This is a genomic window from Pseudomonas saudiphocaensis, from assembly GCF_000756775.1.
Lineage (GTDB): Bacteria > Pseudomonadota > Gammaproteobacteria > Pseudomonadales > Pseudomonadaceae > Stutzerimonas > Stutzerimonas saudiphocaensis.
In genome coordinates this window covers 3471614-3490085 of sequence record NZ_CCSF01000001.1, presented here as the reverse complement: position 1 = coordinate 3490085, position 18472 = coordinate 3471614, and the positions used below count along the sequence as shown (strand labels likewise).

20 protein-coding genes are annotated in these 18472 nt (G+C 61.4%); 15 read left to right on the top strand and 5 right to left on the bottom strand.

The genetic code is table 11. The annotated features are described in order from the left end of the window. Positions 1-56 precede the first annotated feature (56 nt). Positions 57-575 carry a DUF4142 domain-containing protein gene (locus BN1079_RS16260; RefSeq protein WP_037026233.1) on the top strand — a complete coding sequence of 173 codons (519 nt, stop codon included), beginning with the start codon at positions 57-59 and terminating at the stop codon, positions 573-575. 29 nt (positions 576-604) lie between these two features. On the opposite strand, the gene ung is transcribed toward BN1079_RS16260, so the two are convergent. Then, positions 605-1300: a uracil-DNA glycosylase gene (gene ung / locus BN1079_RS16255; protein WP_037026230.1), complete on the bottom strand. Its 696-nt coding sequence runs from the start codon at positions 1298-1300 to the stop codon at positions 605-607. Between the two features lie 223 nt (positions 1301-1523). Between ung and BN1079_RS16250 the strand changes: the two genes are divergently transcribed. Next, a complete protein-coding gene (locus tag BN1079_RS16250; protein WP_037026226.1) occupies positions 1524-2768 on the top strand; it encodes a substrate-binding protein in 1245 nt (414 codons plus the stop codon). Between the two features lie 112 nt (positions 2769-2880). After that, complete coding sequence (locus BN1079_RS16245) at positions 2881-3699, top strand: enoyl-CoA hydratase (protein WP_037026225.1); 819 nt, start codon at positions 2881-2883, stop codon at positions 3697-3699. Positions 3700-3702: 3 nt separating this feature from the next. Here the strand turns inward: BN1079_RS16245 and BN1079_RS16240 are convergent, their stop codons facing one another. Then, positions 3703-4125, bottom strand: coding sequence for a hypothetical protein (locus BN1079_RS16240; protein WP_037026223.1), 423 nt, complete (start codon positions 4123-4125; stop codon positions 3703-3705). 195 nt (positions 4126-4320) lie between these two features. Here BN1079_RS16240 and rsxA point away from each other — a divergent pair, with 195 nt between their 5' ends. The 8 genes from rsxA to BN1079_RS16200 all read left to right on the top strand — a co-directional run bounded on the left by rsxA (position 4321) and on the right by BN1079_RS16200 (position 11655). Further along, on the top strand, positions 4321-4905 hold the full coding sequence (gene rsxA / locus BN1079_RS16235) for an electron transport complex subunit RsxA (RefSeq protein ID WP_037026220.1): 585 nt from the start codon (positions 4321-4323) through the stop codon (positions 4903-4905). Next, the gene (gene rsxB / locus BN1079_RS16230; RefSeq protein ID WP_037026216.1) at positions 4902-5477 is read left to right on the top strand and encodes an electron transport complex subunit RsxB; all 576 of its coding nucleotides are present in this window, start codon (positions 4902-4904) and stop codon (positions 5475-5477) included. The genes rsxA and rsxB overlap by 4 nt, the downstream gene beginning before the upstream one ends. Beyond that, positions 5474-8143 carry an electron transport complex subunit RsxC gene (rsxC, locus tag BN1079_RS16225; RefSeq protein ID WP_037026215.1) on the top strand — a complete coding sequence of 890 codons (2670 nt, stop codon included), beginning with the start codon at positions 5474-5476 and terminating at the stop codon, positions 8141-8143. Before rsxB ends, rsxC begins: the two co-directional genes overlap by 4 nt. A 73-nt stretch (positions 8144-8216) precedes the next feature. Next, positions 8217-9245 (top strand): RnfABCDGE type electron transport complex subunit D, encoded by a 1029-nt coding sequence (locus tag BN1079_RS16220; protein WP_037026213.1) that lies wholly within the window; start codon positions 8217-8219, stop codon positions 9243-9245. Position 9246: 1 nt separating this feature from the next. Then, a complete protein-coding gene (gene rsxG, locus BN1079_RS16215; RefSeq protein ID WP_037026212.1) occupies positions 9247-10014 on the top strand; it encodes an electron transport complex subunit RsxG in 768 nt (255 codons plus the stop codon). Then, on the top strand, positions 10011-10724 hold the full coding sequence (locus tag BN1079_RS16210; RefSeq protein WP_037026211.1) for an electron transport complex subunit E: 714 nt from the start codon (positions 10011-10013) through the stop codon (positions 10722-10724). Before rsxG ends, BN1079_RS16210 begins: the two co-directional genes overlap by 4 nt. A gap of 2 nt (positions 10725-10726) precedes the next feature. Further along, positions 10727-11365, top strand: a complete 639-nt coding sequence (gene nth, locus BN1079_RS16205; protein ID WP_037026209.1) for an endonuclease III — start codon at positions 10727-10729, stop codon at positions 11363-11365. A gap of 110 nt (positions 11366-11475) precedes the next feature. Beyond that, the gene (locus BN1079_RS16200; RefSeq protein ID WP_037026207.1) at positions 11476-11655 is read left to right on the top strand and encodes a PA3496 family putative envelope integrity protein; all 180 of its coding nucleotides are present in this window, start codon (positions 11476-11478) and stop codon (positions 11653-11655) included. 51 nt (positions 11656-11706) lie between these two features. Here the strand turns inward: BN1079_RS16200 and gloA are convergent, their stop codons facing one another. The 3 genes from gloA to BN1079_RS16185 form a co-directional block, all read right to left on the bottom strand. After that, positions 11707-12099: a lactoylglutathione lyase gene (gene gloA / locus BN1079_RS16195; protein WP_037026204.1), complete on the bottom strand. Its 393-nt coding sequence runs from the start codon at positions 12097-12099 to the stop codon at positions 11707-11709. A gap of 147 nt (positions 12100-12246) precedes the next feature. Continuing rightward, positions 12247-13464, bottom strand: a complete 1218-nt coding sequence (locus tag BN1079_RS16190) for an argininosuccinate synthase (protein WP_037026202.1) — start codon at positions 13462-13464, stop codon at positions 12247-12249. Between the two features lie 98 nt (positions 13465-13562). Next, positions 13563-14456 carry a flagellar protein MotY gene (locus BN1079_RS16185; protein WP_037026201.1) on the bottom strand — a complete coding sequence of 298 codons (894 nt, stop codon included), beginning with the start codon at positions 14454-14456 and terminating at the stop codon, positions 13563-13565. Between the two features lie 434 nt (positions 14457-14890). On the opposite strand from BN1079_RS16185, the gene BN1079_RS16180 reads away from it, so the two are divergent. From BN1079_RS16180 to BN1079_RS16165, 4 genes are read left to right on the top strand one after another with little or no spacing between them, the layout of a single operon-like run. Further along, on the top strand, positions 14891-15511 hold the full coding sequence (locus BN1079_RS16180; protein WP_037026200.1) for a paraquat-inducible protein A: 621 nt from the start codon (positions 14891-14893) through the stop codon (positions 15509-15511). Beyond that, on the top strand, positions 15508-16125 hold the full coding sequence (locus BN1079_RS16175; RefSeq protein ID WP_037026199.1) for a paraquat-inducible protein A: 618 nt from the start codon (positions 15508-15510) through the stop codon (positions 16123-16125). Before BN1079_RS16180 ends, BN1079_RS16175 begins: the two co-directional genes overlap by 4 nt. Beyond that, entirely contained in the window at positions 16115-17791 is a 1677-nt protein-coding gene (locus BN1079_RS16170) for a PqiB family protein (RefSeq protein WP_037026197.1), read from the top strand. Before BN1079_RS16175 ends, BN1079_RS16170 begins: the two co-directional genes overlap by 11 nt. After that, positions 17788-18399 carry a PqiC family protein gene (locus tag BN1079_RS16165; RefSeq protein ID WP_037026195.1) on the top strand — a complete coding sequence of 204 codons (612 nt, stop codon included), beginning with the start codon at positions 17788-17790 and terminating at the stop codon, positions 18397-18399. Before BN1079_RS16170 ends, BN1079_RS16165 begins: the two co-directional genes overlap by 4 nt. Positions 18400-18472: the final 73 nt, after the last annotated feature.

Here is an 18472-nt window from a genome sequence, read left to right as displayed (position 1 = left end):
CCTCCAGTCTCAAACTGGGACGGCATCCTGCCGTTCGGATGACTGGAGGAAATATCGTGAACAGCACAACCAAAGCATTTCTGTCAGGCACTACCGCAATCTTATTTGGCATGGCTGCAAATCTTGCCCTGGCGGCTGATGGTGAGAACTTCGTTGACGAAGCCTCTGCCAAGGGTATCGCGGAAATCGAAACCGCCAAGCTGGCGCTGGACAAGAGCGACTCTGAAGACGTCCGGTCCTTTGCCCAGAAAATGATCGATGACCACACCCAGGCCAATCAGAAACTGGCCGAAATCGCCGGCCAGCAAGAGGATCTGGAGATATCCGACAATGCCACGCTGATGGACAAGGCAAAAGCCATGATCCTCCAGTTCCGTGAAGGTGAGAATTTTGACAAGGCCTATGCAAACAACCAGGTCATGGCTCACGAGCAGACTATCAAGCTGTTTCGCGAATACGCCCAGAACGGCGAAAACGCCGAGCTGAAGCAGTTTGCCGAAACGACGCTGCCCAAGCTTGAACAGCATCTCAAGCACGCCCAGGAACTAGCCTCGACGCACGGCGCCAAACAGTAACTTCCTGCGGCGCCAACTCTGGCGCCGCTTCACACTTCTGCCGGCAGCTGCCAGTCGATAGGCTCCAAGCCGTGCTGGCGGAGAAACTGATTGGCACGACTGAAATGTCCGTTGCCGATAAACCCCCTATGGGCCGACAGCGGTGAAGGATGCACCGACTTGAGCAACAGATGGCGAGTTGGATCGATCAACTTGGCCTTGCTCTGCGCATGGGCGCCCCACAGCATGAAAACAATATTCGCTCTCTGCTCGCTGACAATCTCGATGATTCTGTCCGTCAGTCGCTGCCAGCCCATTTTTGCGTGTGACCCAGCCCGCCCCTGCTCCACCGTGAGCGAGGTGTTGAGCATCAGAACGCCCTGATCCGCCCAATGCTGCAGATAGCCGTGCCGCGGAATATCCAGATTCAGGTCGCGCTTGAGTTCCTTGTAAATATTTTGCAGCGAGGGCGGAGGTGCCACGCCCGGCTGAACCGAAAAACACAAACCGTGGGCCTGCCCCGGGCCGTGATAGGGGTCCTGGCCGAGAATCACCACCCGCACCTGATCCAGGGGCGTGGAGTCCAGCGCATTGAAAATCAGCGGACCGGGCGGATAGATGACCTTGCCGACGGCTTTCTCCCGCCGAAGAAAATCGCCGAGTTCACGCATGTACGGTTGGGCGAACTCATCGCGCAGTGCCGCCTTCCAGCTCTCTTCGAGCTTCAACCGATGATCCTGACTCATTTGTCGCTCCTGCGGAATTTACGAAACAAAGTGTCAAACCTCAAAGCATGCCGGACTGCAAAGAGCTTGATCCAGTGCACTACTAAGCCTGGGAAGGTTCCGCTAATGTTGACCAGCGCACACCTGAGGTTTCTACGACCTTAGAAAGGGTGACGGGTTGGCGCAGGCCACTGTACAAAAGCGACTCTGCCAAACAAAAAAAACATATAAAGGATCCCCCGCGATGAAACGGACTACCCTCTTGGCTCTGGGGCTGGGTTTCTGTCTTACTGCCCAAGCTGCGGACCCCATCAAGCTAGGACTCAACTATCCGCGAACCGGCCCCTACAAAGAGGAAGGCCTGTCGCAAATGCGCGGCGCTCTGCTGGCAATAGACGAGATCAACCAGCGCGGTGGCGTCCTCGGAAGGCCTCTGGAGCTGATCAGCCGCAACACAGCTTCACGCCCAGAGAAGGCGGTGGTCAACGTTGACAGACTGGCCGACGAGGGTGCGGCTATGCTCTTTGGCGGCGTCTCCAGTGCCGTGGCCATCTCCGCAGGCAAGCGTGCAAGGGAGCGTGGGCTACTGTACTTCGGCACCATCACCTATTCCAACGACACCACTGGCAGGGATGGCCACCGATACATGTTCCGCGAAAGTACCAGTGCGTGGATGAGCGCGCGGGTGCTGGGGCAATATCTGAATAAAACCATGCCTGGCAAGAACTACTTCTATATCACCGCCGACTACACCTGGGGCCACACCAGTGAAAGCTCGCTGCGCCAGGCAACCAACACCATGGACCAGTCGAAGCACCCTGGCGTCAAGACCCCCTTCCCCAACGCTCGCCTCTCCGACTTCCGCCAGGCCCTGAAACAAGCTGAGCAAAGCGGTGCCGACGTGTTGGCGCTGGTGCTTTACGGCGAGGACATGGTGCGCGCGATGCGCATTGCCGATGAGCTGGGTCTGAACAAGAAGATGCAGATAGCCGTACCCAACCTGAGCACAACCATGGTCGAATCCGCCGGCCCTGACATCATGCGTGGCGTGCTGGGTAGCGAGCCCTGGACCTGGCGAGTGCCGGAGGTCGAGGGGTCCGAGCGAGGCAAGGCCTTCGTGAAAAGCTTCAGTGAAACCTATCAGGTTCGGCCTTCCAGCTCGGCAGCAATTGCTTACACCATTGTGAACCAGTGGGCCGATGCAGTAGAGCGTGCTCGTAGCCTCGATAGCGAAAAGCTGATCGCCGCGCTGGAAAATCACCGTTACACACTGCTCAAGGATGAACAGTACTGGCGTGATTTCGACCACCAGAGCGTGCAGACGGTCTACGCTTTACGAGTCAAGCAGCGTGAAGAGGTCCTGAAGGACAAATACAGGCAGGACTATTTTGAGATCGTCCACCGGCTGTCCGGCGATGTCGCGGCGCCGTCCCTGGCGGAGTGGCAGGAAGAACGACGTTCGGCCAACCAACCGCTGCAACTGCAATAGCAACACCGCGGGAATGGTCGAACAGCCATTCCCGTTTCGGCAGGGTCATTGCACCCCGGCGCCTCGATGAACTCTGAATGCAGAGTCCTGACCACCCACGAGGATCAAGCCCATGAGCAACGCACTCGAACCCTACAAGCCCGGCATCTTCGACCTGACCCACAAGCTGACCGTCGAAAAGCACGGCCACACGGCGCTGATCACCATCAACCACCCCCCCGCCAACACATGGGATAGGGAGTCGCTGATTGGCCTCAAGCTAGTAATCGAGCATCTCAATCACGACGACGATATCTATGCTCTGGTGATTTGTGGGCAGGGCGAAAAGTTTTTCAGTGCTGGCGCTGACTTGAAGCTCTTCGCCGACGGCGATCGACTGCGGGCGCGGGAAATGGCACGCCGCTTCGGCGAAGCCTTCGAGGCCCTGCGTGATTTTCGTGGTGTTTCCATCGCAGCCATCAACGGCTTCGCCCTGGGCGGCGGCCTGGAGTGTGCACTGGCCTGCGACATTCGCATTGCCGAACGCCAGGCTCAACTGGGCCTGCCGGAAGCCTCGGTGGGACTGCTACCCTGCGCTGGCGGAACCCAAGCGCTGGCTTGGCTGGTTGGTGAAGGCTGGGCCAAGCGCATGATCCTGTGCGGTGAACGCCTCGACAGCGAAACCGCACTGCGCATTGGCCTTATCGAACAGATAGTCGAGCCCGGCGAGTCGCGTGGTCATGCGCTGCTGCTCGCCTCAAGAGTCGCCCGACAAAGCCCGGTGGCGGTCCGCGCCATCAAGCCTTTGATCGATAGTGTCCGCAGTCGCGGCCCCGACACTCTGGGCGCCGCCGAACGTGAGGCTTTCCTGGGCCTGTTCGAGGCTCAGGACACTCTGGAAGGTGTCAATGCCTTCTTGGAAAAGCGCGAGCCACAGTGGAAAAATCGCTGAACCTCAGGGGCGTCGATAACCGCGCTGCGGATTGAAATCACGCCGCTGTGGTGGCCGATAATCGCGCCCCTGCCGCGGGCCGTAATCGCGACTATAGTTCCCTGATCGCCGCTCATGCTGCCAGCGCGGCGGGTGATTGATTCCGGGTCGGCGACCGTCGTTCCAGCGTTGCGGACGATCGACGTTGCGATGGCGATCGTAATACTGCGGCGGCAACTGCCCTTGATAGCGAGGCGGCAAATTCTGCTGGTACTGACGGTGCTGTGGATAAGGGCTGCGTGGATCGTACCGATACGAACCACTGCCGATGCGATAGCTGTTGCCGTCCGGCTGGTAAACCCAGATGCGCCCTGACCTATCGGCCTGCACCGGCAGCGTCAGGGTCAAACCCAGCCCAAGCAGCAACAAAAGGCTTCTGGTGTTCATCGGATACCTCCGCAAGCGAAGCCGCGACAATTGCCGCGGCGTCTTTCATCAGACCATAGCCAGGGCCGATATGAACAGCCAACAGACGGCCGGCACAGCCTGCGACAGGCAGTCGCGGCTTGTATGGCCGCGACCGCTTGCCGATAATGGCGCCCTTTTAGCCTCGGGCTCTTACAGAGCACCACAGGAACCTGCATGACCGAACTCGCCCTGATCATGGTTAGCGCCATCCTGGTCAACAATTTCGTGCTGGTACAGTTTCTTGGTCTGTGCCCGTTTATGGGCGTTTCGAAGAAGATCGAAACCGCCATCGGCCTCTCTCTGGCCACGACCTTCGTGCTGACATTGGCCGCGATGTGCAGCTATCTGCTGCAGCAATACGTATTGAAGCCACTGGATCTGGAATTTCTCCGCACCATCAGTTTCATCCTGGTGATCGCTGTGGTGGTGCAGTTCACCGAGATGGTGGTGAACAAGACCAGCCCCCTGCTGTACCGCGTACTGGGCATCTTTCTGCCGCTGATCACAACCAACTGCATCGTGCTCGGTGTTGCCCTGCTCAATGCCAACAAGTCGGAATTCACCTTTATTACCGCGACCGCCAACGGCTTTGCCGCCGGTCTGGGCTTCTCCCTGGTGCTGGTGCTGTTTGCCGCCATGCGCGAGCGCATCGCCATCGCCGACGTTCCCCGCTCATTTCAGGGTGCGGCTATCGGGATGATCACCGCCGGCATGATGTCTTTGGCGTTCATGGGCTTCACCGGGCTGATCAAACTATGAGCCTGGTGCTGATTGCGGTTCTCGCCCTGTTGGCGCTGTGCCTGGCTTGCGGAGCGATCCTGGGTTTTGCGGCGGTACGCTTTCGGGTTGAGGGTGACCCTATTGCCGAGCAGATCAACTCTCTGCTGCCGCAGACACAATGCGGCCAGTGCGGCTACCCGGGCTGCAAACCCTACGCCGAGGCCATCGCGGCCGGCGACAAGATCAACAAGTGCCCCCCAGGCGGTGAGTCCACAATCCAGGCGCTGGCCGACTTGCTGGACGTCGAACCCGAGCCGCTGGACGCAGTAGAGGGCGAAGTGCCTCCGCGTGTCGCCTACATCCGCGAGGCCGAATGCATCGGCTGCACCAAGTGCATCCAGGCCTGTCCGGTGGACGCTATTGTCGGTGCAGCGAAGCAGATGCATACCGTGATCGTGTCCGAATGCACCGGCTGCGACCTCTGCGTCGAGCCCTGCCCGGTGGACTGCATCGATATGATCGAAGTGGGCAGCAACCTGCAAAGCTGGAAGTGGAGTCAGCCATTGGCGCCAGGACAGCTCATCGCCAGTGACCGGGAGCAAGCCGCATGACTTCACTGACCGTATGGGACATCCACGGCGGCATTCACCCGCCCGAGCGCAAGGAGCTTTCCAACCGCACGCCGGTCCGGCAGATGCCCCTTCCCAAGCGCCTTGTCCTGCCGCTTTCGCAGCACCTGGGCGCGTCCGCCGAGCCCTGCGTCGCCGTGGGCGAGCAGGTGCTCAAGGGCCAGTTGCTCGCCGAGGCTGCCGGATTCGTCAGCGCGCCGGTACACGCTCCCACCTCAGGCATCGTAAGTTTCATCGGCCCGCAGCCTTACCCCCACCCGTCGGGCATGCTGAGCAACGCAATCGTCATCGACAGCGATGGTCGCGATCAGTGGATCGAACTGCACCCGCATACCGACTATCGCCAGCTGCCACCGGAGCAACTGCTGGACCTGATTCACCAGGCCGGTATCAGTGGTCTCGGCGGTGCCGGCTTTCCGACTGCCGTAAAGCTCACTGCGCCACCGACCCAGACCATTCACACCCTGGTCATCAACGGCACCGAGTGCGAGCCCTATATCACCGCCGATGACCTTTTGATGCGCGAGAAGGCAGCAGAACTGGTCGCCGGCATCGAGATCCTCGAATACCTGATCAAGCCGCAGCAGGTTCTGATCGGCATCGAGGACAACAAGCCCGAAGCCATCGAAGCCGTGCGTGCTGCAATCGGCGACCGCCCTTACGTACTCAAGGTGTTTCCTACCAAGTACCCATCCGGCGGTGAAAAGCAGCTGATCCAGATTCTCACCGGCGAAGAAGTGCCGAGCGGCGGGCTGCCCGCCGATATTGGCATGCTCTGCCAGAACGTCGGCACCTGCGTCGCAGTCCACGATACGGTATTGCTGGGCAAGCCACTGATCTCACGCATAACCACGCTCACCGGTGAAGCGCTTGCGCAGCCGATGAACGTCGAAGCGCTGATCGGCACGCCGGTGTCCGAACTCCTGGCCTTCGCCGGGCTCGACAGCGGCAAGCTCAATCGCCTGATCATGGGCGGCCCGATGATGGGCTTTACACTGCCCTCGCTGGATGTGCCGCTGATCAAGACTACCAACTGTCTTTTGGCCAGCACCGCACAAGAGCTGCCGCCGCCACCACCTGCGTTGCCCTGCATCCGCTGCGGCGAATGTGCCGAGGTCTGCCCGGCCAGTCTGCTGCCGCAACAGCTGCATTTCTTTGCGCTGGGCCAGGAACACGATCAGCTCAAGGCCTACAACCTGTTCGACTGTATCGAGTGCGGTGCCTGTGCCTACGTCTGCCCATCGAGCATTCCTCTGGTGCAGTACTACCGGGCCGCCAAAGGCGAGATCCGCGCGTTGGAGCAGAAGCAGCAGAAAGCCGAACACTCCCGGCAGCGCTTTGAAATGCGCCAGGAACGCCTGCGCCGTGCCGAAGAGCAAAAGGAAGCCGACCGCAAGGCCCGCGCCGAACGCGCGGCACGAGCCAAGGAAGCTCAGTCACAGGCTGCCAGCCAGGACGACCCTGTAGCCCGCGTCCAGGCCCAGAAAGCTGGGCTTACCGAGGAGCAGAAGAAGCTCAAGATCGAAGCCAGCATGGCTCAGGTCGCCCTGAAGAAAGCCGAGAAGCAGCTCGCCGCACACGCTACGCCCGAGCTGGAGGCCCAGGTCGCCGAGCTGCGTATTGCCGCCAGCGAAGCGCAGCGGGCGCTGGATGCCGCCAACGCCGCCGCACCGGCTGTAGAGGCTGCCGCAGCTCCGGCCAATGACGAAGCGCTAAAAAAAGCCAAGATCGAAGCCGCCATGCTCCGTGCCCAGCTACGCAAGCTGGAGAAGCTGGCAACACGCGACGACGAGCAACAGGCCGAGCTGACGCGTCTGCAAACCCAGTTGGCCGAGGCTGAGCAGGCTCTCGCCGACGCACAGCAAAACGCACCGGTCGCACCGAAGAAGGCAGCCGATGACGAAGCGCTGAAAAAGGCCAAGATCGAAGCCGCCATGCTCCGCGCCCAGCTTCGCAAACTGGAAAAGCTGGAAACACGCGACGACGAGCAACAAGCCGAGTTGACGCGTCTGCAAACCCAGTTGGCCGTAGCTGAGCAGGCTCTCGCCGACGCACAACAAAACGCACCGGCGGCACCGAAGAAGGCAGCCGATGACGAAGCGCTGAAAAAGGCCAAGATCGAAGCCGCCATGCTTCGTGCCCAGCTGCGCAAGCTGGAGAAGCTGGAAACACGCGACGACGAGCAGCAGGCCGAGTTGACACGCCTGCAAGCCCAACTGGCCCAAGCTGAACAGACGCTGGCCGAGGCACAACAAAACGCACCAGCTGCGCCGAGGAAAGCAGCCGGCGACGATGCGCTGAAGAAGGCCAAGATCGAACTGGCCATGAAGCGCGCCGAGCTGAAGAAAGCCGAAAAGGCCGGGGCTGACGAGATCGAGCTTTGCCAGCTGCGTGACGCTCTGAGGACTGTCGAAGAGGCACTGCATGCCGCAGAAGAACAATCTGCCAAGCCCGCACCAGAGCTGGTTCGCACCGACAAGCGGCCGATCGACGAGCAGGCACGCGCACTGAAGACTGAGGTGGCCTTTGCCCGCGCTGACCTGCGCAAGCTGGAGCGTGATGCCGGCAGCGACAGCGCTGCAATCGAAGCCGCTCGTGAGCGCTTGCACGAAGCCGAACGCAAGCTGCAGGAACACACTGATTTGTAAGGAGCGGCCTGCCGCCACTTCCGGGTAACGCGCTCTGATAGCGCAGCCCGTAGCACATTCGACCGGAGCGCCAATGGCACTGCCACGTATCACTTCACCGCACAGCACCGGCAGCAACCGCACCCAACGGGTCATGCTGCTGGTACTGGCCGCAACACTGCCGGGTATCGTCGCCCTCACCTGGCTCTACGGCCCCGGCACGCTGATCAATCTGTGCTGGGCCAGCGCCGTCGCGCTGGGTTTCGAGGCGTTGCTGCTCAAGGTTCGGCAACGCCCGGTGCAATTCTTTCTGCGCGATGGCAGCGCCCTGGTTACCGCCGTGCTACTGGCGTTGGCGCTGCCGCCCTACTCGCCTTGGTGGTTGACCCTGATCGCCACCGCTAGCGCCATCGTCTTCGGCAAACAGCTCTATGGTGGGCTGGGGCAGAATCCCTTCAACCCGGCCATGGTCGGCTATGTTGTGGTACTGATTTCCTTTCCGGTAGAGATGACTTCCTGGCCAGTGCCTCACGGCGTAGGGCTTGGTGCCGGCCTGCAGCATATCCTTGGTATTGCCTCGATGCCCGATGGCTGGAGCCAGGCCACCGCACTGGACGCGATGAAGCTGAACAAAAGTCTGACGATAGAAGAGCTCTGGGCCAATCCAGCCTTCGGGCATTTCGGCGGGATCGGCTCGGAGGTGGTCAACCTGGCGTTCCTTGCCGGCGGTCTGTTCCTGCTGCACAAGCGCCTGTTCAGCTGGCACGCCCCGGTGGGCATGCTCGCTGCGCTGACACTGATGAGCCTGGTGTTCTGGAATGGTTCGGGCTCCGACAGCAACGGCTCGCCGCTATTTCACCTGCTCAGCGGCGCCACCATGCTCGGCGCGTTCTTCATCGTCACCGACCCGGTCAGCAGCGCCACCAGCAACCTGGGCCGGCTGATCTTCGGCGCTGGCGTCGGCATTCTCGTCTACGTGATTCGCGCCTGGGGCGGTTATCCGGATGGCGTCGCATTCGCCGTACTGCTGATGAACCTGTCCGCGCCAACCATCGACTATTACACCCGTCCGCGCACCTACGGCCACCGCAAGGCCGAGCGCGGCTTCAAGATGGGCGAATGACATGATCCTCCCCGAACTCAGTCGCTCGATGTTCAAGAACGCCCTGGTACTGGGGCTGTTCGCTGTGGTCACCGTTGGCGGGGTGACCGTGCTGCAGCAATTCACCGCCGAGCGCATCCAGGCTGCCGAGCGTGCCGCACAGCTACGGGCACTCAACGAAATTCTGCCGCGCAGCAGTTACGACAACCAATTGCTCGACAGCAGCATTGAAGTCCAGCACCCACTGCTCGGCAACAGACGGCCCGCGCCGGCATACATCGCCCGCGCCAATGGCAAGCCAAGCGCGGTGATCCTCCCGGCCGTCGCGCCGGACGGCTACAGCGGCGCCATCGATCTGCTGATCGGAATATTTTCCGACGGTCGCATCGCCGGTGTGCGCATAGTCCGCCACCGCGAAACACCGGGCCTGGGCGACAAGATCGAGCTGGCCAAGGACCGCTGGATCCTCAGTTTCGACGGCAAATCTCTGGATGCCCCAGAAGCCAGCGGCTGGGCTGTAAAGAAGGATCGCGGCGATTTCGACCAGTTCGCCGGAGCCACCATCACGCCACGTGCGGTTGTGGCGGCTGTCCACCGGGCCCTGCAGTACTTCGAGGCCCACCGCGAAGAGCTATTCAGCGCCACCACCCAGCCGGTCGAGCCTTCACAGGCGCTGCCGGAATTGAGCGAACCCGACGAAGCCACTCACTCCCGCGCTGGCAGCGCTGCAACCCGTGACGAGCTGCAGATCACTGATCCGCAATCCGAGCAGAGAGGTGACACGCCATGAGCACACCCAGCTACCGCGAACTGACCCTTAACGGCCTGTGGAAGAACAACCCGGCGCTGGTTCAGCTGTTGGGCCTTTGTCCACTGCTGGGGGTCAGCAACTCATCGGTCAACGCCCTGGGCCTGGGTCTGGCCACAGCACTGGTACTGACCTGCTCCAACCTCAGCGTTTCCCTGGTACGTGGCGTGGTCCACACTGCCGTTCGCCTGCCGGCGTTCGTCATGATCATTGCCGCACTGACTACCTGCATTGAGCTGCTGATGCAGGCCTACACCTACGAGCTGTTTCAGATACTGGGCATCTTCATCCCGCTGATCACCACCAACTGCGTGATCCTCGGCCGCGCCGACGGCTTCGCGGCCAAGCAGAAGCCACTGGTCGCAAGCTACGACGGATTCATCATGGGAATGGGCTTCGCACTGGTGCTGCTGGTGTTGGGCAGCCTGCGCGAGCTGTTCGGCACCGGCACGCTATTCGCCAACATGCACCTGCTGTTCGGCCCCATCGCGGCGGACTGGCAGATCACCGTATTCAGCGACTACAAAGGCTTCCTGCTAGCGATTCTGCCGCCGGGCGCGTTTATCGTGCTCGGTCTGTTGATCGCCCTGAAGAACCGCATCGATGAGCAGCTGGCCGAACGCGCCAAGGCGGAGCAACCGGAAGCGCCGGTACAGAGCCGCCGGGTACGGGTAACCGGAGTTATCGAGTAACCATGAATGCGGAAAAACGCCGGGAGATATTTCGTCGCTTCCATGAGGACAACCCCGAGCCCAAGACAGAGTTGGCCTACAACACTCCATTCGAGCTGCTGATTGCAGTGATCCTCTCTGCGCAAGCCACCGATGTCGGCGTCAACAAGGCCACCGCCAAGCTGTACCCGGTCGCCAACACGCCGGAAGCGATCTATGCGCTGGGCGTCGAGGGGCTGTCGGAGTACATCAAGACCATCGGCCTGTACCGAGGCAAGGCGAAGAACGTCATCGAGACCTGCCGCATCCTGATCGAGAAGCACGGCAGTCAGGTCCCGGACAACCGCGAAGACCTTGAAGCCCTGCCCGGCGTCGGCCGCAAGACCGCCAACGTGGTACTCAACACGGCGTTTCGACAGCTCGCCATGGCGGTGGATACCCATATCTTTCGCGTCGCCAATCGCACCAATATCGCGCCTGGCAAGAACGTGCTGGAGGTCGAGCGCAAGCTGTTGCGCTTCGTGCCCAAGGAGTACCTGCTGGACGCCCACCACTGGCTGATCCTGCATGGGCGCTACGTTTGCAAGGCGCGCCGCCCCCAATGTGGCAGCTGCCGCATCGAAGATCTGTGCGAATACAAGCACAAGACTTCCGACGATTAGGTTTTAGTGAAAAAACCTATCAATCGATTGAAAAAATCTTTTTTACGACCTTGTTTTTTGTCGCTATAAGGTGCGCCAACAGCGCGCCTTAAGCCGTGGAGTAAAGACAAGTGTCCGAGAAAGAAGATATCGAGATTGAAGACGACTTCGTCGGTGAGGACGAGGACGATACCCCAGAAGCACCCATTGAAGTGGCCAAGACCAACCTGACCAAGCGCCGCATCATCGACAACCTGCTCGAAGAACGCAGACTGCGCAAGCAACTCAACGAATACGACTTCGACCTGTAACGAAAAAAGCCCCGAAAATCGGGGCTTTTTCAGTTTTGGCGAAGCTCGGAATCAGTCGCCGCGGTTGGGCGACAACAGCTCGATCTTGTAGCCATCCGGATCTTCGACGAACGCCAGGATGCTGCTACCGTGCATCATCGGCCCCGGCTCGCGGGTGATCTTGCCGCCACGGCTGCGAATGTCCTCGCAGGCCTTGTAGACATCCTCAACTTCCAGGGCGATATGCCCGTAGCCGTTGCCCAGCTCGTAGCTGTCGACGCCCCAGTTGTGGGTCAGCTCGATGACGCTGTTGTGGGCCTCGTCACCGTAGCCGACGAACGCCAGGGTGAATTTGCCGTCCGGATAGTCCTTGCGGCGCAGCAGGGTCATGCCCAGCACTTCGGTGTAGAAGGCGATGGATTTCTCCATATCGCCGACGCGGAGCATGGTGTGAAGTAGCCTCATTGCGTTCCCCTCAACGAACGGTAAATGAAAAACCCCAACCAGGGTTGGGGTTCTCGGTTCAGCAAGAGTTTACCAGAGCGACTCTCGCAACTTCGCCTGCCAGCCACTGCATACCGGCCTCCGCCATTGCAGCGGAGGCCAGCAGACTTACAGCGGGCTGCGACCCTTGCCAGCAGCGATGCGTAGGCGCAGGGCGTTGAGCTTGATGAAACCGGCTGCATCGGCCTGGTCGTAGGCGCCGGCATCGTCCTCGAAGGTGGCGATGTTGGCGTCGAACAGGGAGTCGTCGGACTTGCGCCCAGCAATGATGATGTTGCCCTTGTACAGCTTCAGGCGTACCACGCCGTTCACCGTAGCCTGGGAAGCGTCGATCATCTGCTGCAGCATCAGACGCTCCGGGCTCCACCAGTAGCCGTTGTAGATCAGGCTGGCGTACTTGGGCATCAGCTCGTCTTTCAGGTGGGCGACTTCACGGTCCAGGGTGATGGACTCGATGGCGCGGTGAGCCTTGAGCATGATGGTGCCGCCGGGGGTTTCGTAGCAGCCGCGGGACTTCATGCCCACGTAGCGGTTCTCCACGATATCCAGGCGACCGATGCCGTTCTCGCCGCCAACCTTGTTCAGGTAAGTCAGCACTTCGGCCGGGCTCATCTCCTTGCCATCAATGGCGACGATGTCGCCCTTGCGGTAGGTCAGCTCGATGTAGGTTGGAGTGTCCGGCGCGGCTTCCGGAGACTTGGTCCAGCGCCACATGTCCTCTTCGTGCTCGGTCCAGGTGTCTTCCAGCACGCCACCTTCATAGGAGATATGCAACAGGTTGGCATCCATGGAGTACGGCGATTTCTTCTTGCCGTGGCGCTCGATCGGGATCTCGTGCTTGGCGGCATAGTCCATCAGCTTCTCGCGCGACAGCAGGTCCCATTCGCGCCAGGGAGCGATGACTTTGACGCCCGGCTTGAGCGCATAGGCGCCCAGTTCGAAACGCACCTGGTCGTTACCCTTGCCGGTGGCGCCGTGGGAAATGGCGTCAGCGCCGGTTTCGTTGGCGATTTCGATCAGACGCTTGGCGATCAGCGGACGGGCAATCGAAGTGCCCAGCAGGTATTCGCCTTCGTAGACGGTGTTGGCGCGGAACATCGGATAGACGAAATCACGCACGAACTCTTCGCGCAGGTCGTCGATGTAGATTTCCTTGACACCCATGGCCTGAGCCTTGGCGCGGGCCGGCTCGACCTCTTCGCCCTGACCGAGGTCAGCGGTGAAGGTCACCACTTCACAGTTGTAGGTGTCTTGCAGCCACTTGAGAATCACCGAGGTATCCAGGCCACCGGAATAGGCCAGAACCACCTTCTTAACGTCCGACATGCCATCAGCTCCACGGGTAGTACGGGAAAGCCGGTAATTCTACTGCTCGCGACGTTTGTTTTACAGGGGCACGGCCTTGTCTGGCCCTGGATCTCGCCTCAAGAAGACGAATCGACACGCTCAACCGCGGCGGTGGTGCTGGCCGGCTCACGATACAGGCTCAAACCTACCCGTCGGTTCTTGGCACGACTGGCCGCATCCCGGTTCGGCACCAGCGGGTAGCGTTCGCCATGAAAGCGCAGGGTGATCTGCTCCTTCGGCACGCCGTTGGCGAGCAGGTATTCCTCCACGGCCAGGGCGCGGCGGCGTGAAAGGTCGCGGTTGGACAAGCGATTGCCGCTGTTGTCGGAATGGCCGTCGAGCTGGATGCGATTGACCGTTGGATCGGCCTTCAGGTACTGCAGGATGATGTCGAGCTTGGCCTGGCCCCGCGCATCGAGCGTGACGTCGCTGCTGGGAAAGCCGATCTGCGTTTTGCGGATCTGGTCGAAATTCACTGGCAACAGCTTGGCCGTGCAGCCACGAAAATCTTCATAGGCCTTGCCGAAACGCGCCGGCAACAGACGCACCTCCAGCGCTTCGCCGCCGTGCAGGGTGCGATGGCGCACCACCGGGCTGCGGCCGTCGAGCAGGCCACTGAGCAGGCGTCCGGCCTGAAGATACGAGCTGTTGAAGGGAATATCCCCATCGCCCACGGTCACCACGCCCAGGTTGATATCGCTGCGCGCCGGCTGCCAGGGTGCCGCGGCTGCCAGCAGTGTCGCTGAACCGGCGCCCAACCAGCGCTCTGGCGAGTTGAGGCGGAAAATCGGTTCTTCACCGGCGCGGCGCACAAACTCGCCACGGCCAAAACCGGCAATGGGCTGCACCAGCCTGCACTCGAACTGATCACCTTCGACCTGCCACTCCACCCGCTCCAGACGCGTCTGGAAAGTCAGGGCATTGGCCGGCGAAGCCAGTAGGCAAGCCAGGATTAAAGGGCGCAGGCGCACGGTGAACTCCAGGAGCAAAGCGGTCTAACGGGCTATCGGGCCAGGCCGGAAAAACTTGAGTGCAGGAAGTCCGATGCCTGCCTCATCATGGCCCTGTTGAGTGTCACCATGCGGCAGCCATTGAGCGATCTGCGCTAGCATTTACATCGCCGGCTGCGACTCTCACAACCGAACCGGGCCTAATGATTGAAAGTCCAAACATGGCGGCCGCGATCGAACAGCGTTCCCGAGAAGGCTTATGAAATGGTGTTTACCCAATCCGGCGAATGCCAAGGACCAGACCAGCGGGAAGACCGGCTGGTACGCCCTGATACCAAGCCACGAACCAGCTTCAGGAAAAGGACCAGCGTGTCGTTCATGTCGACTCTCCCCATCGAGTGGATGCCTTGAACCCCGGCACTCCATTACGGCCAACCGCCGATACCGGCTCGTCAGTGCCCGTCACGCCGAACGAGCAGTCGCTGATCATCTGTGAGCACTGCGACTCGGTATATCGACGCCTTGCCCTGGCACGCCGACAGAGCGCCCACTGCCTGCGCTGCGGCGCGCTGCTGGAGCGAGGCCGTCATCTGAACAGCGACCAGCTGCTGGCGCTGACTCTGGCCGCCGCGATCCTGTTCCTGTTCGCCAATGCCTTCCCCATCATGCAGATAGGCCTGCAGGGGCTAAGCAACGAGGCGACGCTGTGGGGCACCGTCGAAGCCTTGGCCTACGGGCGGATAACCCCGATTGCACTGGTCGCCGGGCTCAGCATCATCTTTGCGCCGGGCCTGCAGATCATCCTGCTGGCCTGGGTGCTGGTGCATGCGCGCAGCGGCCGGATCGCGCCGGGCTTTCGCACCTGTATGCGTGCCTTGGAGCACCTGCGTCCCTGGAGCATGCTGGAGGTCTGCCTGCTGGGCATTCTGGTCGCCATCATCAAACTCGCCGGCATGCTCGACGTGCATCCAGGCATCGGCCTTTGGGCCATGGCCATACTCACCATTCTGATTCTGCTGATCGCCGGGCGCGATGTACGCGATCTGTGGGACGACCTGGGGGTGAAGCCGCGATGAGCCAGCCACCTTATGCCTCAGAGCTGGGGCTGCAGCTATGCCACGATTGCGGCCTCACCTGCCGCCTGACGGACCGCGATTGCCCACGCTGCGAAGCCCCGCTCCACCAGCGCAAACCGAACAGCATCGCCCGCACCTGGGCCTTGCTGATCGCTGCGCTGATTTTATATCTACCGGCCAACACGCTGCCGGTGATGTACACCGACATGTTCGGCAGCGGCAGCGAGAACACTATCCTGAGCGGTGTGGTCGAGTTCTGGAAGGAAGGTGCCTGGGACATTGCGCTGTTGATCTTCATCGCCAGCGTAGTGGTGCCCTGCATGAAATTCTTCGTCCTCGGGCTGCTGCTGATCTGCGCTCAGCGCCGCAGCCGCTGGGCCATGCGCGAACGTGCGCAGCTGTATCGTTTTATCGAAACCATCGGCTACTGGTCGATGCTTGATGTACTGGTGGTGGCCCTGGTGGCGGCACTGGTGCAGTTCCGTGCATTGAGCACCATCGAGCCGCGCCTGGGCATTCTATTCTTCGGCCTGGTGGTGGTGCTGACGATGCTAGCCTCGATGAGTTTCGATCCGCGACTGACCTGGGATGCAGAGAACGACGATGTCAGATAACCCGTACAGCCCCGAAACATCTGCCGGCACTCCCGAGGTGAGACAGCGGCGCGTGCGCGTCTCGCTGGTCTGGCTGGTCCCCATCGCCGCTGCCTTGGTGGGCTTTTCGATGATCGTGCAGAACTGGCTGTCGGCCGGCCCGCAGATCACCGTGAGCTTCGAGACCGCCGAGGGCCTGGAAGCCAACAAGACCCAGGTCAAGTACAAGAACGTGGTCATCGGCCAGGTGACTGACATCGGTCTCAGCGAGGATCACACCCGCGTTATCGCCACCATTGAGCTGGATCAGAACGCCGAGCCCTTCACTCGCGAAGACACCAAGTTCTGGGTGGTACGCCCGCGCATCGGCGCCAGCGGTGTATCCGGCGTCGACACGCTGCTGTCCGGGGCCTTCATCGGTGCGGACGCCGGGCGCGCCGAGGAAACCCGGCGCAAGTTTGTCGGCCTGGAAGCACCGCCGCCCGTGACCTTTGGCGCCAAAGGCAAGCAGTTCACCCTCAACACCGATGACCTGGGCTCCCTGGGCATTGGTTCGCCGGTGTACTTTCGCCGCCTTCAGGTCGGCCAGGTGATTTCGCTCGGCCTGGCAGACGACGGCAAAGGCGTCCAGGTACAGATCTTCGTAAACGCCCCTTACGACAAGTTCGTCACCGACGACACGCGCTTCTGGAACGCCAGCGGCATCGACGTCTCGGTTGCTGCCGACGGCCTCACCGTCAACGCCGAATCGGTCTCGGCGATCCTGGCCGGCGGCATCGCCTTTCGTGCCCCAAATTACAGCCCCGACGCCAAGCTCGCCGAGCAGGACCACGAGTTCACCCTGTTCCCCGACATACGCAAGGCCATGGCGCCGTCCGACGGCCCGCCGCGTTATGTGCAAATGCGCTTTGATCAGCCCCTGCGCGGCTTGAACAGCGATGCGCCTGTGGAGTTTCTCGGCGTACCCATCGGTCGCGTGGTATCGGTCAAGCTCGACTATGACGAACAGACCCAGCGCTTTCCCGTGGTGGTCGGCGCACTGATCTACCCCAACCGTCTGGGCGCCGCACACGACAAACTGTCCCAGGCTCTGGGCGGCGATTCCGAAGAGCACGCCGCTCGACTGATGCAGATGTTCGTCGAGCGTGGCCTGCGAGCGCAGGCGAGAACCGGCAACCTGCTGACCGGCCAGCTGTACATCTCGCTGGATTTCGACCCGCGCGCCCCCGAGGTAGCCTTCGATCAGCATGCTCGCCCAATGACGATCCCGACCATCGCCGGCAGCTTCGACAAGCTGCAGGAACAGCTGCAGGCCATCGTCGACAAACTCGGCAAGCTGCCGATCGACTCCCTGGCTGACAACCTGAACGGCAGCCTTGATGAATTGCGCCAGACGCTCAAGCAGGTCAACGGCGACGTACTTCCGCAACTGCAGCGCACCCTGGAGCGATCGGAGCAGACCCTTGAGAACGCCAATCAGGCGCTGGCCGATGGCTCGCCGCAGCGCCAGCAACTGGGCGACACGCTTGGCGAAGTCCAGCGCGCCGTGCGCTCGGTGCGAGTGCTATCCGATTACCTCAGCCGCCATCCTGAATCCTTGATTCGCGGCCGGGACGGCGCCGATGCGCCCGCCAGCTTCAAGGGCCAAGCCACCTCTCGCGAACTCAATTCGGAGCCCCAACCATGACCCTGCGCCCTTCTTTGCTGATGCTTGCCGGGGCGCTCGTGCTGAGCGCCTGCAGCTCGGCCCCGACCAATTACCACACGCTAATCGCCACGCAGCCGCAAGCCACGGCGGGAAGTCCGGTAGATTTCCAGCTGCAGGTGCTGCCAGTGCGCATACCGGTACAGGTCGACCAGCCCAGCCTGGTGGTGCGCCAGAGCGACGGCCGCCTGGCGATTCTGGAAACCGCGCTCTGGGCCTCGCCGCCAGCCGATGAGTTTCATGACGCCTTGGCGATCGAACTGGAACAGCGCCTTGGCGTGCGGGATCTGGCCGGTCTACCTGGAAAGTCCGATAAGCCTCTGCTCAGCCTGCGCACCGACGTACGGCGTTTCGATTCGCTGCCCGGTCACCACGCCGCGCTGGACGTCGTCTGGAGTCTGGAGCTCAGCGGGCGCAATCAGCAGCAACGTGCGCTGACCTGCGCCAGCGTGATCCACGAGCAGGCCGGCAACGAGGTGGACAGTCTGGTGCTGGCACACCAGCGGGCAATCAGCACACTGGCCGATCGCATTGCCGAAACCGCCCGACAGTGGGCACGCGACCCCCAGCGCGATTGTCCCGCGCAGTGACTTCCCTGCACCGAACCCGCCGGTCTTTTCCGTCGCACCGTCCGCGGCGGCTTATAGCTGCCTGCCAGGCTTG